The organism is Craterilacuibacter sinensis, from assembly GCF_009831765.1.
GTDB classification, from domain to species: Bacteria; Pseudomonadota; Gammaproteobacteria; order Burkholderiales; family Chromobacteriaceae; genus Craterilacuibacter; species Craterilacuibacter sinensis.
The window spans coordinates 194,767-211,838 of the sequence record NZ_WSSB01000004.1; the positions used below are offsets into that span (position 1 = coordinate 194,767).

The 17,072-nt window shown below is 61.0% G+C and carries 18 protein-coding genes and 6 tRNA genes; 11 read left to right on the top strand and 13 right to left on the bottom strand.

Features of this window, described 5'->3' with window-relative positions:
• Nucleotides 1-73: 73 nt before the first annotated feature.
• Together GQF02_RS06035 and GQF02_RS06040 are read left to right on the top strand one after the other, a co-directional pair.
• Entirely contained in the window at nt 74-1,009 is a 936-nt protein-coding gene (locus tag GQF02_RS06035) for a sodium-dependent bicarbonate transport family permease (protein WP_160795626.1), read from the top strand.
• A 1-nt stretch (nt 1,010) separates the two neighbouring features.
• Nucleotides 1,011-1,313: a P-II family nitrogen regulator gene (locus GQF02_RS06040; protein WP_160795628.1), complete on the top strand. Its 303-nt coding sequence runs from the start codon at nt 1,011-1,013 to the stop codon at nt 1,311-1,313.
• A 182-nt stretch (nt 1,314-1,495) separates the two neighbouring features.
• On the opposite strand, the gene GQF02_RS06045 is transcribed toward GQF02_RS06040, so the two are convergent.
• Nucleotides 1,496-2,029 (bottom strand): carbonic anhydrase, encoded by a 534-nt coding sequence (locus GQF02_RS06045; protein WP_160795630.1) that lies wholly within the window; start codon nt 2,027-2,029, stop codon nt 1,496-1,498.
• Nucleotides 2,030-2,197: 168 nt separating this feature from the next.
• Here GQF02_RS06045 and GQF02_RS06050 point away from each other — a divergent pair, with 168 nt between their 5' ends.
• Nucleotides 2,198-4,219, top strand: coding sequence for an NADPH-dependent 2,4-dienoyl-CoA reductase (locus GQF02_RS06050; protein ID WP_160795632.1), 2,022 nt, complete (start codon nt 2,198-2,200; stop codon nt 4,217-4,219).
• A 57-nt stretch (nt 4,220-4,276) separates the two neighbouring features.
• Here the strand turns inward: GQF02_RS06050 and GQF02_RS06055 are convergent, their stop codons facing one another.
• Genes GQF02_RS06055 through GQF02_RS06065 form a run of 3 tightly spaced genes read right to left on the bottom strand, consistent with a single transcriptional unit; the run spans nt 4,277 to nt 6,763 of the window.
• Complete coding sequence (locus tag GQF02_RS06055) at nt 4,277-5,626, bottom strand: adenosylmethionine--8-amino-7-oxononanoate transaminase (RefSeq protein WP_160795634.1); 1,350 nt, start codon at nt 5,624-5,626, stop codon at nt 4,277-4,279.
• A gap of 30 nt (nt 5,627-5,656) precedes the next feature.
• A complete protein-coding gene (bioD, locus tag GQF02_RS06060) occupies nt 5,657-6,283 on the bottom strand; it encodes a dethiobiotin synthase (RefSeq protein WP_160795636.1) in 627 nt (208 codons plus the stop codon).
• A gap of 27 nt (nt 6,284-6,310) precedes the next feature.
• Nucleotides 6,311-6,763 carry a TlpA family protein disulfide reductase gene (locus GQF02_RS06065; RefSeq protein WP_235930070.1) on the bottom strand — a complete coding sequence of 151 codons (453 nt, stop codon included), beginning with the start codon at nt 6,761-6,763 and terminating at the stop codon, nt 6,311-6,313.
• Between the two features lie 146 nt (nt 6,764-6,909).
• Here GQF02_RS06065 and GQF02_RS06070 point away from each other — a divergent pair, with 146 nt between their 5' ends.
• The 7 genes from GQF02_RS06070 (at nt 6,910) to GQF02_RS06100 (ending at nt 13,861) form a co-directional block, all read left to right on the top strand.
• Nucleotides 6,910-7,869: a carbohydrate kinase family protein gene (locus GQF02_RS06070; protein WP_160795640.1), complete on the top strand. Its 960-nt coding sequence runs from the start codon at nt 6,910-6,912 to the stop codon at nt 7,867-7,869.
• Nucleotides 7,870-7,945: 76 nt separating this feature from the next.
• On the top strand, nt 7,946-9,226 hold the full coding sequence (gene gshA / locus GQF02_RS06075; protein ID WP_160795642.1) for a glutamate--cysteine ligase: 1,281 nt from the start codon (nt 7,946-7,948) through the stop codon (nt 9,224-9,226).
• A gap of 69 nt (nt 9,227-9,295) precedes the next feature.
• Nucleotides 9,296-10,243 (top strand): glutathione synthase, encoded by a 948-nt coding sequence (gshB, locus tag GQF02_RS06080; RefSeq protein WP_124736216.1) that lies wholly within the window; start codon nt 9,296-9,298, stop codon nt 10,241-10,243.
• Nucleotides 10,240-11,274 (top strand): FAD:protein FMN transferase, encoded by a 1,035-nt coding sequence (locus GQF02_RS06085; RefSeq protein WP_160795644.1) that lies wholly within the window; start codon nt 10,240-10,242, stop codon nt 11,272-11,274. Before gshB ends, GQF02_RS06085 begins: the two co-directional genes overlap by 4 nt.
• A gap of 2 nt (nt 11,275-11,276) precedes the next feature.
• A complete protein-coding gene (locus tag GQF02_RS06090; protein ID WP_160795646.1) occupies nt 11,277-11,657 on the top strand; it encodes a diacylglycerol kinase in 381 nt (126 codons plus the stop codon).
• A 60-nt stretch (nt 11,658-11,717) separates the two neighbouring features.
• Nucleotides 11,718-12,560, top strand: coding sequence for a sulfurtransferase (locus GQF02_RS06095; RefSeq protein ID WP_160795648.1), 843 nt, complete (start codon nt 11,718-11,720; stop codon nt 12,558-12,560).
• Nucleotides 12,561-12,649: 89 nt separating this feature from the next.
• Complete coding sequence (locus GQF02_RS06100) at nt 12,650-13,861, top strand: SAM-dependent methyltransferase (RefSeq protein ID WP_160795650.1); 1,212 nt, start codon at nt 12,650-12,652, stop codon at nt 13,859-13,861.
• 10 nt (nt 13,862-13,871) lie between these two features.
• Here the strand turns inward: GQF02_RS06100 and GQF02_RS06105 are convergent, their stop codons facing one another.
• Entirely contained in the window at nt 13,872-14,477 is a 606-nt protein-coding gene (locus GQF02_RS06105) for an RBBP9/YdeN family alpha/beta hydrolase (RefSeq protein WP_235930071.1), read from the bottom strand.
• Nucleotides 14,474-15,250 carry an exodeoxyribonuclease III gene (locus GQF02_RS06110; protein ID WP_160795652.1) on the bottom strand — a complete coding sequence of 259 codons (777 nt, stop codon included), beginning with the start codon at nt 15,248-15,250 and terminating at the stop codon, nt 14,474-14,476. The genes GQF02_RS06105 and GQF02_RS06110 overlap by 4 nt, the downstream gene beginning before the upstream one ends.
• Before the next feature lie 74 nt (nt 15,251-15,324).
• Between GQF02_RS06110 and pyrE the strand changes: the two genes are divergently transcribed.
• Entirely contained in the window at nt 15,325-15,969 is a 645-nt protein-coding gene (gene pyrE / locus GQF02_RS06115; protein WP_124736210.1) for an orotate phosphoribosyltransferase, read from the top strand.
• Nucleotides 15,970-15,988: 19 nt separating this feature from the next.
• Here the strand turns inward: pyrE and GQF02_RS06120 are convergent, their stop codons facing one another.
• The 7 genes from GQF02_RS06120 to GQF02_RS06150 all read right to left on the bottom strand — a co-directional run bounded on the left by GQF02_RS06120 (nt 15,989) and on the right by GQF02_RS06150 (nt 17,057).
• Nucleotides 15,989-16,309 carry an efflux RND transporter periplasmic adaptor subunit gene (locus GQF02_RS06120; protein ID WP_160795654.1) on the bottom strand — a complete coding sequence of 107 codons (321 nt, stop codon included), beginning with the start codon at nt 16,307-16,309 and terminating at the stop codon, nt 15,989-15,991.
• A 134-nt stretch (nt 16,310-16,443) separates the two neighbouring features.
• A tRNA-Lys gene (locus GQF02_RS06125) sits at nt 16,444-16,519 on the bottom strand.
• A 75-nt stretch (nt 16,520-16,594) separates the two neighbouring features.
• A tRNA-Lys gene (locus GQF02_RS06130) sits at nt 16,595-16,670 on the bottom strand.
• A gap of 19 nt (nt 16,671-16,689) precedes the next feature.
• A tRNA-Lys gene (locus GQF02_RS06135) sits at nt 16,690-16,765 on the bottom strand.
• Nucleotides 16,766-16,784: 19 nt separating this feature from the next.
• Nucleotides 16,785-16,860 (bottom strand) — tRNA-Lys (locus GQF02_RS06140).
• A 19-nt stretch (nt 16,861-16,879) separates the two neighbouring features.
• Nucleotides 16,880-16,955, bottom strand: a tRNA-Lys gene (locus GQF02_RS06145).
• A 26-nt stretch (nt 16,956-16,981) separates the two neighbouring features.
• Nucleotides 16,982-17,057, bottom strand: a tRNA-Lys gene (locus GQF02_RS06150).
• Nucleotides 17,058-17,072 lie beyond the last annotated feature (15 nt).

Sequence of the window (17,072 nt, forward strand, 5' to 3'; positions counted from 1 at the left end):
ATGCGGTCGGGGTTTGGCGGCGCCGGACATTGCTTTATCATGACGGCCTTTGCTTCTCTCCGGGACATGTCAGATGCCGCTGGATCCTGTCGTACTGTTTTTCCTTCTGGGTTTGGGGGCGGGGCTGGCCCGCTCCGACCTCAAACTGCCTGCCGCGCTCTATGAGTCGCTATCTGTTTTCCTGCTGATTGCCATTGGCCTGAAGGGCGGGGTGGCGCTGGCCAAGCTGGCTTCTCCTGTGATTGTCCTGCAGGTCGGCGCCGTGGTGGCGCTGGGTGTGGCGCTCACCATCCTGGCGTTTGCCTTGCTGCGCTTCAAGCTGGCCCGTGCCGATGCGGCGTCGATCGCGGCGCATTACGGCTCGGTCAGCGTGGTGACTTTTGCCGTGGGCACCAGCTTTCTGGCGCGTCAGGGCATCGCTTACGAGCCGCAGCTGACGCTGTTTCTCGCGGTGATGGAGATGCCGGCGCTGATTGTCGGGGTGATGCTGGCGCGCGTCGGTGGCGGACAGCGGGTGGCCTGGGGGCGACTGGCGCATGAGGTGCTGCTGGGCAAGAGTGTGGTCTTGCTTGCCGGTGGCCTGCTTATCGGCTGGATTGCGGGCGAGAGCGGCATCAAGAGCCTGTCGCCCTTGTATTTCGACCTGTTCAAGCCGGTGTTGTCGCTGTTCTTGCTGGAAATGGGCCTGATTACCGCCAGCCGTCTGGGCGAGTTGCGCCGTTCGGGTCTGTTTATCGGGGCCTTTGCTCTGCTGGTGCCCTTGCTGTTTTCGCTGCTGGGACTGGGGGTCGCTTCATTGTTGGGGTTGTCTGCCGGCGGAGCTTTCCTCTTGGCGGTGCTGGCAGCGTCGTCCAGTTATATTGCCGCGCCAGCGGCCATGCGTATCGCGGTGCCCGAGGCCAATCCGGCACTCTCGCTGGCGGCCAGTCTGGGCCTGACCTTTCCGTTTAACCTGCTCGCCGGCATCCCGCTTTACTGGGCTGTGACGTGCTATTTCTGGGGCGCATAAGATGGATTACCACCCTAAAAAGCTGCTGACCATTGTGTGTGAAGCCGTGCTGGAAGCGCCATTGACGCGAGACATCCAGCGTCTGGGCGCGCAAGGCTACACCGTGATCGATGCGCGCGGCGGCGGCCATTATGGCGTGAAGCGGGCGGCATGGAGCTTCGACCGCAATATCCGCGTCGAGGTGATTTGCGATGCGGAGGTGGCCGATGCCATCGCCACCCATGTCGCCGCATGCTATGCCCCGGATTATGGTCTGGTGTTGTATGTCGGTGACGTCGGCGTGATGCGGCCGGGGCTTTTCTGAGGCTATGCCCCACACAAGTTGGCGCTCGCTGTCCGCGATGAGCGACGCTTATGCGCCAGCAGCCCAACCCCGTTTGCCGCGCGGAAGCAGCAAGCTCAAATATGTTCGCGCAGCGGACACAAAACCCGAAATCAAGTCACAAACTTACAACTGGAACATCACCTTTTCTACGGCGGGCTTATTCAGGCCGGAATGATGTGCTCGACGCTGCCATCCAGTGCCATCAGATAGCACTCCACCTCTAGCGCCGGGTGCTGTTTGATAATGCTGTTGCGCAGTGCCATCAGTGTTTCGGCGTGCACCTCGGTTTCTTTCTCCGGCATCTTGCCGAAATCCTCTCCCTTCACCACCTTGTAGGCGCCGCAGTCGCGGTGATCGAGCAACACGACCTTGTGCACCTGGTGCAGCTTGATGGCGACACCAAGGTGTTCCCAGAATGCGGTATTCCACGCCGGAAATTTGCCGGTCAGCGCCCCCAGCGAAGCGCCGGCCAGGATCACATGGTCGTACTTGTCCTTCAGCCCCTTGCCTGCCATAAAGCGCTCGGTATCATCGACCAGACGGTAGTCCATGCACGACAGCAGCAGGGCATCCGCCTGACCCGATGCGAACGCGGTCCGGGGCAAAAAGCTGCCCAGCATCACGGCGCCGGCACCCAGCGCCGCCAGTTTGATAAAGTCGCGTCGGCTGCTGTAGCCGGGCTGTGATTGGCACATATAAAGCGTTCCTTGATGTGGTTTTTATCCGGCGTTTAGCGCCAGTGCCATCATATCTTGCCAAGGCTGTTTATGCATTTGCGTTGACAACTTACTAGGGAGTAAGTATCGTCGGCGGCAGGCTTACATCCATAAAAATCCACACCTTACGTTTACGAGGAAGCTGTCATGACCGCCTACCCGCACCTGCTCGAACCGCTGGATCTGGGCTTTACCACGCTGAAAAACCGCGTACTGATGGGCTCCATGCACACCGGTCTGGAAGATGCGCCCAACGGCTTCGAGAAAATGGCGGCTTTCTACGCCGAGCGTGCGCGGGGCGGGGTTGGCCTGATCGTGACCGGCGGTGTCGGTCCGAACGACGAGGGGCGCGTGGCCGAGGGGGCATCCATCCTCAACGATATGTCCGAAGTGCCCCACCACCGCATCATCACCGACGCGGTGCATGAGGCCGGCGGCAAGATCGCAATGCAGATCCTGCATACCGGCCGCTACAGCTTCCAGGAAAACCTGGTGTCGGCGTCGCCAATCTGCGCACCGATCAATTTCTACCGGCCGCGCGAAATGAACGAGGACGACATTCTGCGCACCATCGCCGACTTCGCCGAGTGTGCGCGCCTGGCGCGTGTTGCCGGTTACGACGGCGTCGAGGTGATGGGCTCGGAAGGCTATCTGATCAACCAGTTCATCGCGCGCAATACCAACAAGCGCAGCGACGGCTGGGGCGGCAGCTACGAGAACCGTATCCGTTTCCCGATTGAAATCGTCAAGGCAGTGCGCGCGGCGGTCGGCCCCGACTTCATTATCATCTACCGCCTGTCGATGCTGGATCTGGTGAATGATGGCAGCACCCCGGACGAAGTCGAGCAGCTGGCGCTGGCGGTCGAGGCGGCCGGTGCCACCATTATCAATACCGGCATCGGTTGGCACGAGGCTCGGGTGCCGACCATCGCCACCATGGTGCCGCGCGCCGGTTTTGCCTGGGTGACCCGCCGCCTGATGGGCAAGGTGAAGATCCCGCTGATCGCGACCAACCGCATCAACACGCCGGACGTGGCGGAAGCGGTGCTTGCCAGCGGCCAGGCCGATATGGTGTCAATGGCGCGTCCTTTCCTCGCCGACCCGGAGTTCGTCAACAAGGCCGCCGAGGGTCGCGCCGACGAGATCAACACCTGCATCGGCTGCAACCAGGCCTGTCTTGACCATATCTTCCAGGGCAAGCTCACCAGCTGTCTGGTCAACCCGCGTGCCTGCCGCGAGACAGAACTTAACTACGCCAAGACCGACAGCGCGAAGAAGCTGGCGGTAGTCGGTGCGGGACCTGCCGGCCTTGCCTTTGCCACCGTCGCTGCCGAACGCGGCCACGACGTGACCCTGTTCGATGCGGCAAACGAGATCGGCGGCCAGTTCAATGTGGCCAAGCAGATCCCGGGCAAGGAAGAGTTTTACGAGACGCTGCGCTACTTCGCGAAACAGATCGAGCTGACCGGCGTCAAGCTGGCGCTGGGTCAGCGGGTTGCCGCCGACGATCTGGCCGGCTTCGATGAAGTGGTGCTGGCCACCGGCATCGCCCCGCGCCTGCCGGCTATCCCCGGCATCGATCACCCCAAGGTGCTCAGCTATCTGGACGTGCTTAAACATGGCAAGCCGGTCGGGCGCAAGGTGGCGATTATCGGTGCCGGCGGCATCGGTTTTGATACCGCCGAATTCCTGACCCAGGACGGCGAGTCGACATCGCTTGATGTGGCAGCCTTTATGGACGAATGGGGTGTGGATACCCAGGGTGAGAGTGCCGGCGGCTTGTCGGCCAAGGGCATGCATGCACCGGCAAGCGCGCGTGAAGTGTGGCTGTTGCAAAGAAAGAACAGCAAGGTGGGTGAAGGTCTGGGCAAAACCACCGGCTGGATCCACCGCGAGAGCCTGAAGATGAAGCGGGTCAATATGGTGTCCGGCGTCACGTACGAGGGCATCAGCGATGCCGGCCTGACCGTCACCATCAAGGGCGAAACCCAGACCCTGCCGGTAGATAACGTCATCATCTGCGCCGGTCAGGACCCGCTGCGCGAACTGGTAGCGCCGCTGCAGGCAGCCGGCAAGACCGTTCATCTGATTGGCGGCGCCGATGTGGCCGCCGAGCTGGATGCCAAGCGCGCCATCGATCAGGGGAGCCGTCTGGCCGCTGCAATCTGATTGCTTGATCAAATAAAGCGCCTGCGTCCCGCTCGGGGAGGCCGGCGCTTTTTTGCGTCAGGGCAGCGCGGTTTCCGCTGCGCTGACACCGGCGTCGTGTTCCAGCAGTTCCAGCGTTGCCAGCGTCGCATCGCGCAGCAGCGTCATGTCTTCTTCGCTCACCACATACGGCGGCATAAAGTACACGGTCTTGCCTATCGGACGTAGCAAGCAGCCCAGCTTGAGCATGGCGGCAAAAAAGGCCTGGGCAAAATCGGAGCGCGTGCTATCCACCTCGAAAGCCCAGATCATGCCGCAGCGGCGCCAATGGCGTACACGCGGGTGTTGCTGCAAGGGCGCAAGCAGCGCATCAAAGCGCAGCGCCTGTTCGCGGTTGCGTGCCAGCACATCGTCCTGTTCGAAAATATCCAGCACCGCCAGCGCCGCGCTGCAGGCCAGCGCATTGCCGGTATAGCTATGTGAATGCAAAAAGCCGCGCGTCACATCGTCGTGGTAGAAGGCCTGATAGATTTCATCGCTGCTTAACACGCACGACAGCGGCAGGGTGCCGCCGGTGATGCCCTTGGACAGGCAGAGGAAATCGGGGCGGATGCCGGCCTGTTCGCAGGCGAATAGCGTGCCGGTGCGGCCGAAACCGACGGCAATCTCGTCGGCAATCAGGTGGATCTGGTACTCGTCGCATAGTGCGCGCGCGCGGGTGAGGTAGGCTGCGTCATACATGGCCATGCCGGCGGCGCCCTGCACCAGCGGCTCGACAATCAGCGCGGCGATTTCACCATGATGTTTGGTCAGCAGGTTTTCCAGACTGGTAGCGGCGCGCAGCGCGACATCGCGTGCCGATTCGCCAGAGCGTGCGCCGCGTGTATCGGGTGAGGGCACGCGCCAGCCGTTTTTGACCAAGGGCGCATAGGTGGCGGAAAACAGCGGCACATCGGTGACGGCCAGCGCACCCACGGTTTCGCCGTGATAGCTGTTTTCCAGGCTGACGAAGCGCTGTTTTTTATCCTGCCCCTGATTCTTCCAGTAATGAAAGCTCATCTTGAGGGCGATCTCGGTGGCGCTGGCGCCATCCGAGGCGTAAAACGCGTGACCGAGGCCGGTCAGTGCCGACAGGCGTTCGGACAGCTCCACCACCGGGCGGTGGGTAAAGCCGGCCAGCATCACATGGTCGAGTTCGTCCAGCTGGCATCTGATGGCGGCCTTGATGCGCGCTTCGTTATGGCCGAACAGATTGACCCACCACGACGACACACCATCGAGATAGCGCTGGCCGTCAAAATCGACAAGATAGGCGCCGTCGCCACGGGCAATCGGCACGATGGGCAGGGTTTCGTGGCGCTTCATCTGCGTACACGGATGCCAGACGGCGGCGCGGCTGCGCTGTAGCCATTCCTTATTGCGGGTCATGGTGTGTCTTTGCAAAAAATAGGCAAGGGCTCAGCCTTCCCATGGCAATTCGAGCAGTAGTGGTGCCGGCAGGAGTTGCCTGAGGGTAGCGAGATTTTCGGCGTAGCGTGGCTGGTCCGCCACCACGCGGTTGGCGATCCAGCCGGCCAGCTTGCAGCCTGAAGCCTGGATGGCTTGTGCGCTTAAGCGTGCATGGTTGATGCAGCCCAGCTTCATGCCCACCACCAGAATCACCGGCAGCGCCAGTGCCTGCGCCAGCTCCTGAATGGAGAGGGTGTCCCCCAGCGGGGCAAACCAGCCGCCGGCGCCTTCAACCAGTACCACATCGGCGTCTACTGCCAGTTGCCGGTAATGCTGCAGGATGTGCTCAAGCGAGATTTCGATGCCGGCCTCTGCTGCGGCCAGATGCGGCGAGATGGCCGGCTCGAAGCGGTAGGGCGACATGAGTGCCCGGTCATGCTGGCCGCTGGCCGCGCACAGGCGCTCGACATCGTCGTTGACCAGCGTGCCGTCAGCCAGGCGCTGGCAGCCCGAGGCGACCGGCTTCATCGCCAGTGCCCGCTGGCCTTGGGCTTGCAGCTGATGGATCAGTTTGACGGTGCTGTGGGTCTTGCCGCAGTCGGTATCGGTACCGGTAATGAAATAAGCTTGGGCCATGGGTCTCTTTCGTCGGGGCGTTGGGCCTTACAAATGCGGCTCGACGGCCTGGCGCAGGTTCTGTTCGGTCAGCTTGCCGGTCAGGCGGGCCACGATCTTGCCCTGGCGATCCAGTACGACAGTAAAGGGCAGGCCGCCGGTTTTATTGCCCAGGCTGCGCATCAGGGTGAGCGTGTCGGCATCGCCCAGCAAGACCGGGTAGCTTATGCGCAAGGAGCGTATAAAGTTTTGCACTTGCACCGGCTGATCCAGCGCGATACCGACCACTTCGGCTTTGCGTCCGCGCCACTGGCTGCGTAGCGCATCCAGCATCGGCATTTCTTCGCGGCAGGGACCACACCAGGTTGCCCAGAAATTGACCACCACCACTTTGCCGCGCCACTGCGCCAGATTCTGGCTCTGTCCGGACAGGGTGCTAAAGCGCGCCTGATCCAGATCGGTGCTGGCTGCCTGCGCCTGCGTGGTGACGGAAAACGACATCAGGATTGCAAGTAGGAATAATCGGGTTTTTTTTGCATTCATAGTGTATATCTTGCTGTAAGTCTTATCTCTTGCCACCCCAGCTGCGCTGATGGCGGGAATTGTTCCGTGTTAAAATCCGCGATTACGTTTGCTCTGGAGTGAGCATGGCCATCCTTGTCTGCGGGGCGATCGCCTACGATACCCTGTTTTCGTTCGAAGACCGTTTCGACAGCCAGATCCTGCCCGATCAGTTGCACAAGATCTCGACCACCTTTCTCGCGCCCACCATGCGCCGCGAGTTTGGCGGCCCGGCCGGCAATATCGCTTACAGCCTCGCCATGTTGGGCGAGAAGCCTATCCTGATGGGCACGGTGGGCGAGGATTTTGCCCCTTACCGCCAGCATCTGAAGAATTTCGGTGTCGACGAACGTTTCGTCAAGGTCATCCGCGGCCAGTATACCCCGCAGTGCTTTGGCATTGCCGATCGCGACGGCAACCAGTTGATGGCATTCCACCCCGGCGCGATGAACTTCGGCGATACCAACCATATCTCCGACGTGCCTGATGCAGTCGATATCGCCATTCTGTCGCCTGGCGGTCGTGCCGCCTTCCTGCAGCATTCGCAGGAATTGCACGATGCCGGTATTCCCTTTATTTTCGATCCGGGTCAGGAACTGCCGCTGTTGTCGGCCGACGAGATCCGTCAAATCGTCGCTAAGGCCAGCTATGTGGCGATTAACGACTACGAAAGCGAACTGATCCGCGAGCGTGCCGGGCTGACGCTGGATATGCTGCGCTCGCAAGTCAAGGCGCTGATCGTGACCCGTGGCTCCAAGGGGGCCGAAATCTATGTCGGCGACACCGTGCACCTGATTCCGCGCGTGCAGATGGATGCGCCGCCGGTCGACCCGATGGGCTGTGGCGATGCCTTCCGCGCCGGCCTGCTGTACGGCATCAGCCGCGGTCTGGACTGGAAGGTCACCGGGCGTCTGGCTAATGTGATCGGTGCGATCAAGGTGACGCATAACGGCCCGCAAAACCATTTCTTCGACTGGCAGAGCCTGGGGGCGCTGTATCGGCGCAATTACAACGAAGACTTGCCGCTGCCAGCTCCCGCCGCTTGAGTACCCTTGCTGCTTGAATCTGGGGCGGCTGTCCCCATTCTCAGTTAATTACATTTGATTGATTATTGGGGACGCCATGCCCGTACCGCATTTGACTACCGCGCTCAAAGGACCTTTGCTCGAACTCGAAAGCCGCATCATCGCGGCCCAGCCGCAGATCGAGCACTGGTTCCGCAGCCAGTGGCAGCATCACGACACGCCGTTTTACGGCTCGGTGGACTTGCGCAACAGCGGCTTCAAGCTGGCGCCGGTCGATATGAATCTGTTTCCCGGCGGCTTCAATAATCTGAATCCGGAATTCCTGCCGCTGGCCGTGCAGGCCGCACAAAGCGCGGTCGACAAAGTCTGCCCGGAAGCGCGCAGCCTGCTGCTGATCCCGGAAAACCATACCCGCAATACCTTTTACCTGCAGAATGTGGCGACGCTGGCGCATATCTTCGGCCAGGCCGGGCTTAAGGTGCGTCTGGGTAGCCTGAACCCGGAGATCACCGAGCCGACCGAGCTTGTGGCAGCCAACGGCGACAAGCTGCTGCTGGAGCCTCTCGTGCGCCAGGGTAATCGTCTGCGTCTGGCCGATGGTTTCGATCCGTGCGTGGTATTGCTCAATAATGATCTGTCTGCCGGCATTCCCGCGCTGTTGCAGAATCTGGAACAGGCCCTGTTGCCGCCTTTGCATGCCGGCTGGGCGGTACGGCGCAAGACCCATCACTTCCGCGCTTATGATCAGGTGTGCCAGGATTTTTCCAGGCTTTTGTCCATCGATCCGTGGCTGATCAACCCTTATTTTGCCCAGTGTTCGAATCTGGACTTCCATTCGCGTCAGGGCGAGGAAGAGCTGGCGCGCACCGTGGACGAGATGCTGGCCAAGATCCGCGTCAAGTATGCCGAATACGGCATCACGCAAGACCCTTTTGTGATCGTCAAGGCCGATGCCGGCACCTACGGCATGGGCATCATGTCGGTGAAGAGCGCAGAAGAGGTGGTCGGCCTGAACCGCAAGGCGCGCAACAAGATGTCGGTGGTGAAAGAGGGACTGGAAGTCTCGGAAGTCATCGTGCAGGAAGGCGTGTACACCTTCGAAAGCATTAACGAGGCGGTGGCCGAGCCGGTAATCTACATGATGGACCGCTATGTGATCGGCGGCTTTTACCGCGTGCATACCGGGCGTGGCATAGACGAAAACCTCAATGCGCCGGGTATGCACTTTGTGCCCTTGTCGTTCGAGTGTCCATGCCTGCCGGACAAGGCCGGTGAGCCGGATTGTCCGCCCAACCGTTTCTACGCCTATGGCGTGATTGCCCGTCTGGCTTTGCTTGCGTCCGCGCTGGAGCTGGAAGCGACCGATCCTGACGCCTGATTCCGGCATTTGCCCGATAGCCGGTGACATGTCGCCGGCTTTTTTCATCCGACTTTGCGGAGCATTGCTATGCGCATCCTGTTTATTGCCGACCCGCTCGAGAGCTTCAAGATCTACAAGGATTCCACCTTTGCCATGATGGAAGAGGCGGCCAGCCGTGGCCATGCCTTGTCTTTTGCCGAGCCCGGCGATATTTCGCTGGAAGGCGGGCGCTTGCTGGTCGATGCCTGCAATCTCACGCTTACGGGAGACAAGGCTGACTGGTACCGTTGTGACAATAAGCTGCGCCAGCCGCTGGCGGCTTTCAATGCGGTGGTGATGCGCAAGGACCCGCCGTTTGACCTAGAGTATCTCTATACCACCCAGCTGTTTTCGCTGGCGGAAAAAGAGGGGGTGAAGGTTTTCAATAGCGGGCAGGCGCTGCGCGACTTCAACGAGAAGCTGGCCATCCTGAATTTCCCCGAGCTGATCGCACCGACCCTGGTCAGCTGCGATATGGCACGGCTAAAGGCTTTTGTGCGCCTGCAGCAGGATGCCATCCTCAAGCCGCTGGACGGCATGGGCGGCAGCAGCATCTTCCGCGTGACGCCGGACGATCCCAACCTGAATGTGATTCTGGAAAGCATCACCCATGAGGGCGCACGCACGGTGATGGCGCAGCGCTATATTCCCGAGATTCGCGATGGCGACAAGCGCATTCTGGTCATCGACGGCGTGCCGGTCGATTACGCGCTGGCGCGTATTCCGCAAGGCGGCGAGACGCGCGGCAATCTGGCCGCCGGCGGCCGCGGCGAGGCACGGCCATTATCGGCACGCGACCGCGAAATTGCCGCCGCCGTTGCGCCCGAGCTTAAGCGCCGCGGTATCTTGCTGGCCGGCCTGGATGTGATCGGCAGCTATCTGACCGAAGTCAATGTCACCAGCCCGACCTGTTTCCGCGAAATCATGGACCAGACCGGGCTGAATGTGGCCGGCCTGTTTATCGACGCGCTGGAGCGCGCCGTCGGGACGGCATGAGGCGCGTTCTGCTGCCGCTGTTGCTGATGCTGGCGGCGTGCAGCCGCGAGGCCGCACCTTACCGGCAGGAAAGCTATGTGTTCGGCACCCGGGTCGAGATCAGCGTCGCGGGTCTGCCTGAAGCAGAGGCGCAGCAGGCGACGGCCAAAGTGCTGGCCGATCTGGATGCGCTGAATGGCAGGCTGCATGCCTGGCAAGCCGGCAGCGAAGTGACGGCGCTCAATGCCGCATTTGCGTCCGGCAAAGCGGCGCCGGTGGCGCCGGATCTCAAGGCTTTGCTACAGCGCTCGCAGCAGCTGGAGGCGGCATCCGATGGCCTGTTTTCGCCAGCCATCGGTCGCCTGGTTGCATTGTGGGGCTTTCACGCCGACCGCTATGCGCCGGTTTCTCCTGATCCTGTGCGCCTGCGTGCGCTGGTGCAAGCGAGGCCTGCGCTGTCTGATCTGGTGTTTTCCGGCTTGCAGCTCACGAGCAATAATCCTGTCGTGGCGCTGGATCTGGGCGGTGCGGCCAAGGGCTGGGCGCTGGACAGGGCTTATGCCAGCCTGAAAGCGTCAGGCGTGCACTCGGCGCTGATCAATATCGGCGGCAATGTGATGGCGCTGGGTGCAAAAACCGATGGTCAGCCCTGGCGTGTCGGCATCCGCCACCCGCGCAAGAACGAAGCGCTGGCCATGGTCGAACTGCGGGACGGCGAAGCCATCGGCACCTCGGGCGACTATCAGCGCTATTTCGAATTGAACGGCAAGCGCCACTGCCATCTGGTCGACCCGCGCGACGGCAATACCGATTGCCATCTGCAGGCGGCCACGGTCATCGCGCCGGCGGGCAAGGATGCCGGGCTGCTGTCTGATGTAGCGAGCAAACCCTTGTACCTGGCAGGTCCTGCATCGGCCACGCACTACGCCAGACGCATGGGGGTTCGTGATATCCTGCTGATCGATGGCGCAGGGCAGGTGTGGATCAGTCCTGCGCTGAATCAACGCATACACTGGCTTGCCAAGCCGCAACAGATCACCTTGCTGGAATAAGCATGAAATCCCTGGAAACCAGCCCGTACAAGGGCAAGACCGGCTTGCGCCGCCTGTTTAATGCCTTCGGCTACTCGATGGCCGGCTTCAAGGCCGCCTTCGTGCATGAAGATGCGTTTCGCCAGCTGACCCTGCTGGCGCTGGTGCTGGTGCCAACCGCCTGCCTGCTGGAGGTGAGCACGGTCGAGCGGGTGCTGCTGATTGCCGCCACGCTGGCGACACTGATTATCGAGCTGTTCAATTCGGCGATCGAGGCGGCGGTGGATCACACCTCGCTCGAGCGCCACCCCCTCGCCAAGCGCGCCAAGGATATGGGCAGTGCCGCCCAGTTTCTCGGGCTGTGCAACCTGGCTGTCGTCTGGGGCCTGATCCTGCTGACCTGACGCTTGTCAATCACATGGCATGGCCGTAGCCTAGGCCGATGTTCAAAGCGAAAGCCTGCTATGTATACCACCTTGATTTCGGCCAGCGATCTGGCCGCCCTGCCTGCTGACTCCACCGTCGTGCTCGATTGCCGTTTCCAGCTGGGCGATCCCGCTTATGGCGAGCGCGCCTATCTGGCCGGGCATTTGCCCGGCGCACACTATCTGCATCTCGACACCGACCTGTCCGGCAGCAAAAGCGGGCGCAATGGCCGCCACCCGCTGCCGGATAGCCATCTGCTTGCGCAAAAACTGGGTTTGATGGGCATAGGGGCAGATACCCAAGTCGTCGTTTACGATGACGCCGGCGGCATGTTCGCCGCGCGCGCGTGGTTTTTGCTGCGCATGCTGGGGCATCGCGCGGTGGCCGTACTCGATGGCGGCGTGGCTGCCTGGCTGCGTGTCGGTGGCGTGCTCACTCGCGCCCTGCCGCCGGCGACACCGTGCTCGTTCCTGCCATCCCCTGCCTTGACGCAAGTGGTGGACGCCGCTGCCGTGCTGGCCAATCTGGCGGCACCTGTTTTTGCCGTAGTCGATGCGCGCAGTCCCGAGCGCTTTCGCGGCGAAGGCGAGACACTGGACCCGGTGGGCGGCCATATTCCCGCCGCGCTTAACCGTTTCTTTCAGGCCAATCTGGGCGCGGACGGCTGCTTCAAGCCGGTGGCGGAACTGGCCGCAGAATGGCAGGCCTTGCTTGGCGGGCGCCCGGCGGGCGAGGTGGTACACCAGTGCGGTAGCGGGGTCACCGCCTGCGTCAATCTGCTGGCGATGGAGCATGCCGGCCTCGTTGGCAGCCGGCTTTATCCCGGCTCCTGGAGCGAATGGTGTAGCGATCCTGCGCGCCCGGTGAGTGCGGGCGGCTAAGTCTCTGACGGTGCCGACTGGCGCTATCGCGCAACACACGCTAAATCCATAAGGTCGGTGCTGTGTTGGGCGAGATGCCGGGAGGCCATATGATCAAGCAGGTTCTACGGCAATTATTTGCCGGTTTGCGTGGTGCACCGTTTGCCGTGCATTACTGGGATGGTGAAATTGCCAGCTATGGTGCGCAGGGGAAAAGTGCTTTTGTCCTGAACTTTACCCGCCCGCCACCGGCCCGCCTGGAGGACCCGGTGGTGTATCTGGGCGAGTGTTATATGGATGGCGTGCTCGAGATAGAAGGCTCGTGGGATGCGCTGCTGGGAACCATGGTGGCTAGTGAGAACACGCTGTTCCGGCGCGGTGCCACCCGGGCGCTGGGCTGGATAGGCGAGCGCCTGCAGGCGCGGCGCGAACGCCAGCAAAACAATGTGCGTCGCCATTATGATCTGGGTAACGATTTTTACCGCCTGTGGCTGGACGAGAGCTGGACCTATTCCTGTGCCTATTTTCGTCACCCTGACGACACGCTGGAGCAGGCGCAGCGTAACAAGATCGCCTTGAGTCTGGACAAGCTGGCCATTCGCCCCGGCATGCGTGTGCTGGATATAGGCTGCGGCTGGGGCGGGATGGCGCTGGCTGCGGCACAGCGTGGTGCCCGGGTGCTGGGCATTACCCTGTCGGCCGAGCAGCATGAAGGGGCGCGCGAGCGCATCGCCCGTGCCGGCCTCTCGGATCGGGTCGAAATCCGGCTGATGGATTATCTTGATCTGGATGGCCGGCGCGAACAGTTTGACCGCATCGTCAGCGTTGGTATGTTCGAGCATGTCGGGCAGGGACACCACGATGATTTTTTTGCCCGCACATCCAGTATGCTGCAGGGTGGCGGTCTGATGTTGCTGCATACCATTACCGGGCCCGAATCGCGTGAAACCAATCCATGGATAGAAAAATACATCTTCCCCGGCGGCCATATTCCTGCACCGGAAACGCTGGTAGCGGCATTACCGGCGCATAGCTTCAAGCTTGTGCATATGGAAAGCCTGCGCCTGCACTATGCGCGCACCTTGCAGTGCTGGCTGGCGCGTTATCAAGCGGTATGCAGCGAGGTGGTGTCCATGTTCGACGAGCGCTTTGCACGTATGTGGACGATGTATCTGCGCGGCAGTTCGGCCGCCTTTCGCGGCGGCGATCTTGATATCCACCAGATGCTGGTGTCCAAGGGCAATAACAATACGCTGCCGCGCGACTGGGGCTACCTCTATAACAGTGCAGCGCCGCTATGCTGGGGCGAAGACGGGGATTAGCGGGCGGCGCCTAGCCCAGCATCAGTTGCTGCAATAGTTTCTGTCCTGCTTGCCACGCGCCCAGTCCTGCCGTATCCCCCAGATGGCCACTGTCGCCAGCATCGATCAGTTGCGCACCCCACGCCTGCGCCATCATGGCGGCGCTGTCGTAGGGGCAGAACGGGTCGCTACGGCTGGCCACAAGAATGGCGGGGCAGGGCAGGGTTTGCAGCCAGGGCGCCGCAAAGCCGGTAAATGCCGGCAGCTGTGCGTCGGCTGGCAGTACGCCGGCGGCACTTGCGATCGCCGGGGCAATCGGTAGCGCTGGCGGGGCAACCAGCAGCAGGCCTTTGAGCTGACGGCGTTCGGCCAGCGAGCGCGATAGCAGCCAGGCGACGGCATTGTGGCAACCCAGGCTATGCGCGGCCATCACCACCTGCCCCGGGCAGCTGGCAAGGGTGGTGGTGAGCGCCGCCAGCCAAGATTCGCGTTCGGGCTGCAGCCAGTCAGGCATTTCGGCGCGCCAGGCAAGCGGGTAGCTTTTTTCCCAGTATGTCTGCCAGTGGCGCTCGCCCGAGCCGCCCCAGCCTGGGACGGTGACGAGATAAACGTCGTCGTCTTCGATAAAGCTCATCATGTCGGATAGTCGTAGTCGATGATCAGCGGCGCGTGATCGGAAAATTTCTCGTCCTTATAGACGTGACCATTTTGGGCGCAAGCCATCAGTGCCGGGGTGGCAATCTGGTAGTCGATGCGCCAGCCCACATCTTTGGCGTAGGCTTGGCCGCGGTTGCTCCACCAGCTATAGCCGGGCGCCTGTGGATACAGTGTGCGCCATACATCGGCCCAGCCTACCCGCTGGAACAGATCGCCTATCCATGCGCGCTCTTCGGGCAGGAAGCCGGAATTCTTCAGATTGCCTTTCCAGTTTTTCAGGTCGATCTCGTTGTGGGCGATATTCCAGTCGCCACAAATCACCACATCGCGGCCGCTGGCGTACAGGCTTTCCAGGTGGGGCAGGAACACGGCGAGGAAGTCGAATTTAACCTGCTGGCGCTCGTCCGAGCTGGAGCCGGACGGCAAGTAGAGCGAGATCACCGAGAGCTGGCCGAAGTCCAGTTGCAGATAGCGGCCTTCGCGGTCTATCCAGTCTATGCCTAGGCCCTCGATAACGGCATCGGGTGTGTGCCGGGTATAGATGCCGACGCCGCTATAGCCCTTTTTCTCCGCGTAGTGGAAATAGCCCTGCATGCCGTCGGTGGCTTGCATGCGTGCCGACAAATCGGCGGCTTGAGCCTTGAGCTCCTGTACGCAGACAAAGTCGGCTTCCAGCTTGGCCATCCAGTCGAAAAAGCCTTTTTTATCCGCCGAGCGGATGCCGTTAAGGTTGGCGGAAACGATTCGAAGCAAGCGGTTCTCCCGTGTTATCCTTGCCGGCAAATTTTTTGGCCGTACAAGGCTGTGTCCAGTTTGAGGGGTGGGTTATGAGCGATTTTCGACAGGATTTTATTCGTTTTGCACTCGAAGGCCAGGTGCTGAAGTTTGGTGAGTTCACCACCAAAGCCGGCCGCAAGTCGCCTTATTTCTTTAATGCCGGCCTGTTCAATGATGGTGCCAGCACGCTGGCACTGTCGCGTTTTTACGCCGATGCGATCCAGGCTAGCGGTATCGAGTTCGACATGCTGTTCGGCCCGGCCTACAAGGGCATTATCCTGGCAGCGGCGACCTCGATGGCACTGGCGGAAAAAGGGCGCAATGTGCCATTTGCCTATAACCGCAAAGAAGCCAAGGACCATGGCGAAGGCGGCGTGCTGGTTGGCGCGCCGCTCAAGGGCAAGGTGCTGATCATCGACGACGTGATCACGGCCGGCACTTCGGTGCGCGAGTCCATCTCCATGATCCGTGCCGCGGGGGCCGAGCCTGCCGGTGTGGCCATTGCTCTGGACCGCATGGAGCGCGGCACCGGCGTTTTGTCTGCAGTGCAGGAAGTCGAACAGCAGTATGGCTTGCCGGTTGTCGCCATCGCCAACCTGGGCGATCTGATGACCTTTATCGAAGGCAGCGACGAACTCGCCCGCTATCTGGAGGCGGTCAAGGCCTATCGCGCCAGCTACGGCGTCGACGCCTGATGCGGCAGGGAAGCCGGCCTTACTGGGCGGCTTCCTTGTTTTGCCAGGCTTGCTGCAACTGGCTGGTGGCATGGCTCATGGCCTCTTCTGCCGCCGTGAGCGTGCTTTGGGCGCTGGCTAGTTCGGCGCTGGCGTCGGCGAGTGCATTTTGCGCGTCGGCCAGACGTTGTTCGGCCAGTGTGTGCTTGCTCTTGCTGGCTTGCATGCGCAACTGGCTGTTCTTCAGATTGCCATCGGCGCTCTGGTAGGCCATTTGTGCGGACAGCAGGTTTTCATTGACGCCGGCAAAGCACGTTGTGGCAAAGCCTGCGAGCAGTAAGGCGAGTAATTTCTGGCGCATGATGGATCCCGTCCTGATTATTTAGGCTGATTATCGCAGACAGTGGGGGCGGGCAGCCAGCTGGAATGAATATGAAAAATCCCCTGACAGTATGAGCCGTCAGGGGATTTTTCTGCCGCGGTAGCGGCGTGTACTGGTGGGTCGTGCGGGATTCGAACCTGCGACAAACGGATTAAAAGTCCGCTGCTCTACCAACTGAGCTAACGACCCGGCAAACCGGGTTACATCAATAGTAGATGTAATAAAGACTGCGAGCCGAATCATCAGGCTTGCAGTCTGAAATTCTGGTGGGTCGTGCGGGATTCGAACCTGCGACAAACGGATTAAAAGTCCGCTGCTCTCCCAACTGAGCTAACGACCCCAAGACAAGCTTGGGTTTTTGGTGGGTCGTGCGGGCTTCGAACCTGCGACAAACGGATTAAAAGTCCGCTGCTCTCCCAACTGAGCTAACGACCCCAAGACAAGCTTGGGTTTTTGGTGGGTCGTGCGGGCTTCGAACCTGCGACAAACGGATTAAAAGTCCGCTGCTCTACCAACTGAGCTAACGACCCCAAGACAAGCTTGGGTTTTTGGTGGGTCGTGCGGGATTCGAACCTGCGACAAACGGAGTAAAAGTCCGCTGCTCTACCAACTGAGCTAACGACCCCCAATAAACGCCGGGGTCTGATTTTTTGGTGCGTCGTGCGGGATTCGAACCTGCGACAAACGGAGTAAAAGTCCGCTGCTCTACCAACTGAGCTAACGACCCCCAATAAACGCCGGG

Bases quoted from the DNA above. Each gene is read 5' to 3' on its own strand.
- GQF02_RS06035 (WP_160795626.1), top strand. From the start codon at position 74: ATGCCGCTGGATCCTGTCGTACTGTTTTTCCTTCTGGGTTTGGGGGCG.
- GQF02_RS06040 (WP_160795628.1), top strand. From the start codon at position 1,011: ATGGATTACCACCCTAAAAAGCTGCTGACCATTGTGTGTGAAGCCGTG.
- GQF02_RS06045 (WP_160795630.1), bottom strand. From the start codon at position 2,029: ATGTGCCAATCACAGCCCGGCTACAGCAGCCGACGCGACTTTATCAAA.
- GQF02_RS06050 (WP_160795632.1), top strand. From the start codon at position 2,198: ATGACCGCCTACCCGCACCTGCTCGAACCGCTGGATCTGGGCTTTACC.
- GQF02_RS06055 (WP_160795634.1), bottom strand. From the start codon at position 5,626: ATGACCCGCAATAAGGAATGGCTACAGCGCAGCCGCGCCGCCGTCTGG.
- bioD (WP_160795636.1), bottom strand. From the start codon at position 6,283: ATGGCCCAAGCTTATTTCATTACCGGTACCGATACCGACTGCGGCAAG.
- GQF02_RS06065 (WP_235930070.1), bottom strand. From the start codon at position 6,763: ATGTCGTTTTCCGTCACCACGCAGGCGCAGGCAGCCAGCACCGATCTG.
- GQF02_RS06070 (WP_160795640.1), top strand. From the start codon at position 6,910: ATGGCCATCCTTGTCTGCGGGGCGATCGCCTACGATACCCTGTTTTCG.
- gshA (WP_160795642.1), top strand. From the start codon at position 7,946: ATGCCCGTACCGCATTTGACTACCGCGCTCAAAGGACCTTTGCTCGAA.
- gshB (WP_124736216.1), top strand. From the start codon at position 9,296: ATGCGCATCCTGTTTATTGCCGACCCGCTCGAGAGCTTCAAGATCTAC.
- GQF02_RS06085 (WP_160795644.1), top strand. From the start codon at position 10,240: ATGAGGCGCGTTCTGCTGCCGCTGTTGCTGATGCTGGCGGCGTGCAGC.
- GQF02_RS06090 (WP_160795646.1), top strand. From the start codon at position 11,277: ATGAAATCCCTGGAAACCAGCCCGTACAAGGGCAAGACCGGCTTGCGC.
- GQF02_RS06095 (WP_160795648.1), top strand. From the start codon at position 11,718: ATGTATACCACCTTGATTTCGGCCAGCGATCTGGCCGCCCTGCCTGCT.
- GQF02_RS06100 (WP_160795650.1), top strand. From the start codon at position 12,650: ATGATCAAGCAGGTTCTACGGCAATTATTTGCCGGTTTGCGTGGTGCA.
- GQF02_RS06105 (WP_235930071.1), bottom strand. From the start codon at position 14,477: ATGATGAGCTTTATCGAAGACGACGACGTTTATCTCGTCACCGTCCCA.
- pyrE (WP_124736210.1), top strand. From the start codon at position 15,325: ATGAGCGATTTTCGACAGGATTTTATTCGTTTTGCACTCGAAGGCCAG.
- GQF02_RS06120 (WP_160795654.1), bottom strand. From the start codon at position 16,309: ATGCGCCAGAAATTACTCGCCTTACTGCTCGCAGGCTTTGCCACAACG.